Source organism: Moorena sp. SIO3I6 (assembly GCF_010672095.1).
The window spans coordinates 1-1,946 of sequence record NZ_JAAHHU010000924.1 but is presented as its reverse complement, the minus strand read 5'-3'; the positions used below and the strand labels follow the sequence as shown (position 1 = coordinate 1,946).

General features: G+C 43.2%; 3 protein-coding genes. All 3 read right to left on the bottom strand.

What is annotated here, in order from left to right:
- Nucleotides 1-800, bottom strand: an 800-nt coding sequence (locus F6K49_RS44525) for a hypothetical protein (protein ID WP_366514318.1), incomplete at its 3' end; no start/stop codon positions are given.
- Complete coding sequence (locus F6K49_RS44520; protein ID WP_293108360.1) at nucleotides 779-949, bottom strand: hypothetical protein; 171 nt, start codon at nucleotides 947-949, stop codon at nucleotides 779-781. The genes F6K49_RS44520 and F6K49_RS44525, both read right to left, overlap by 22 nt.
- Nucleotides 950-977: 28 nt before the next feature.
- On the bottom strand, nucleotides 978-1,946 hold a 969-nt coding region (locus F6K49_RS44515), incomplete at its 5' end, for a prolyl oligopeptidase family serine peptidase (protein ID WP_293108357.1).

Here is a 1,946-nt window from a genome sequence, read left to right as displayed (position 1 = left end):
CTATTAGTGACTTGATTGACAGCAGCTCTTACACTGTGGTTTTTATAGAATTGATTGCTGATATTGATGGTATCGATATTCAAGGCTAGGGAAATCACTAATCCAATTAAAAAAGATATGGCTTTAGACTGACGCTTGTATACCCCGGCAGCTCGTGCCATGGATTCGTCAAACCATGTTGCTAGTTCTTCTTGGAGTTTTTTCAGGTCTTTGTTTCGGTCAGAGTATTCAAATTTGGCTTTATCAATCAGGGTTAAAAGAGTTATATTTAAGTCTTCAGGAAGTAAATTTTTTATCTTCTCTTCTTCAAGGGCTGTTTTAAAATTGTCCAGGGTAATTTCGGCATTATTTTTGAAGGTTGATGCCTGCTGAACAATGGTCATGATTAAAGCGGTGGCAAAGGTATCTGATGGAATATAGGAAGGGCCACTAACCTTTGAGTTAGATTTTGACTTTAATTCATTTTTGTTATCTAGGTCTTTGGCTTCGTGATTAACTGATTTAAGCAACGGATTTTGATAGATTTTTTTTAAAAGCCGTTTGGTCTTTTTTAAATTGTTAATCTGATCAACGGTTACGTTAACTGATTCTCCATCTGACTCATCGACCACATCTTTCAGGGTTAGATTTTGTAACTGAATCCCACCATTAATTAAATTTTCGATAGCCCTCTGTAAGTGTTTAGTCCGCCATTGTAAAACGCTAGCGAGATATTCTTGGATTTCAGAGGCTAACAGACTGGTGATCAGGTAGACAAAAAATAAGCCAAGGGCAACGTTTAAAATAGCAGATAAGTCCATGATTGACCAGCAGTCTTGTTAAAAAGAACAGCAAAGGGAACAGGGAGTAGGGAGTAGGGAGTAGGGAGTAGGGGAAAAAAATTCTCACAATCCCTACAGGGATCCCTATATCGTATCGTGAACTGTGTCCTAGATCCTAGCCTGAACATCCTAGGCAAATTATGGTCTATTTACTCTCTAAACCTCTACCTCTAGGGTTCTGAGTAAGAACGCCCACTTATCAGCAATCTCCTCAATTATCTTACTGGTGGGCTTCCCTGCACCATGTCCTGCTTTGGTCTCAATCCGGATTAACACTGGTTGTTCCCCTTCATGGGCCTCCTGCAAGGCTGCGGCAAATTTGAAACTATGGGCAGGGACAACCCGGTCATCATGGTCAGCGGTGGTAATCAGGGTAGGGGGATAAGCGGTTCCTGGTTTGAGATTGTGTAATGGGGAATAGGCGTAAAGGGCTTTAAATTCCTCTGGGTGATCTGGGGAACCGTAATCGGAACACCAGGCCCAACCAATGGTAAACTTATGGAAGCGCAACATATCTAGTACTCCCACGGCTGGTAGGGCTGCACCGAATAAGTCTGGACGCTGAGTCATGCAAGCACCGACCAATAATCCCCCATTGCTACCGCCTGCGATCGCAACTTTCTTGGGTGAAGTGTACTGAGCACTAATTAGCCACTCCGCCGCTGCTATAAAATCATCAAATACATTTTGCTTGTTGAGTTTTGTGCCAGATTGGTGCCAATCTTCCCCATACTCACCGCCACCACGGAGATTGGCAACAGCATAAACACCTCCCATTTCCATCCATACTAGATTGCTAATGGAGAAATTGGGGGTTATCGAGATATTAAAGCCGCCGTAGCCATAGAGGTAAGTGGGGTTATTGCTATCTAACTGCAATCCCTTCTTGTGGGTGATAAACATAGGCACTTGGGTGCCATCTTTGCTAGGGTAGAAAACTTGTTTGGTCTCGTAGTCATCGGGATTAAAGTCTACCTGGGGCTGCCGGAAAATAGTACTTTCCCCACTTACCATGTCGTAGCGATAGATGGTTGCAGGGGTGGTGAAGCTGGTATAGGTGTAGAAGGTTTCAGTATCATAACGTAACCCATTGAAACCACCAGCGGAACCAATACCAGGTAATTC

Bases quoted from the DNA above. Each gene is read 5' to 3' on its own strand.
- F6K49_RS44520 (WP_293108360.1), bottom strand. From the start codon at position 949: ATGTTCAGGCTAGGATCTAGGACACAGTTCACGATACGATATAGGGAT.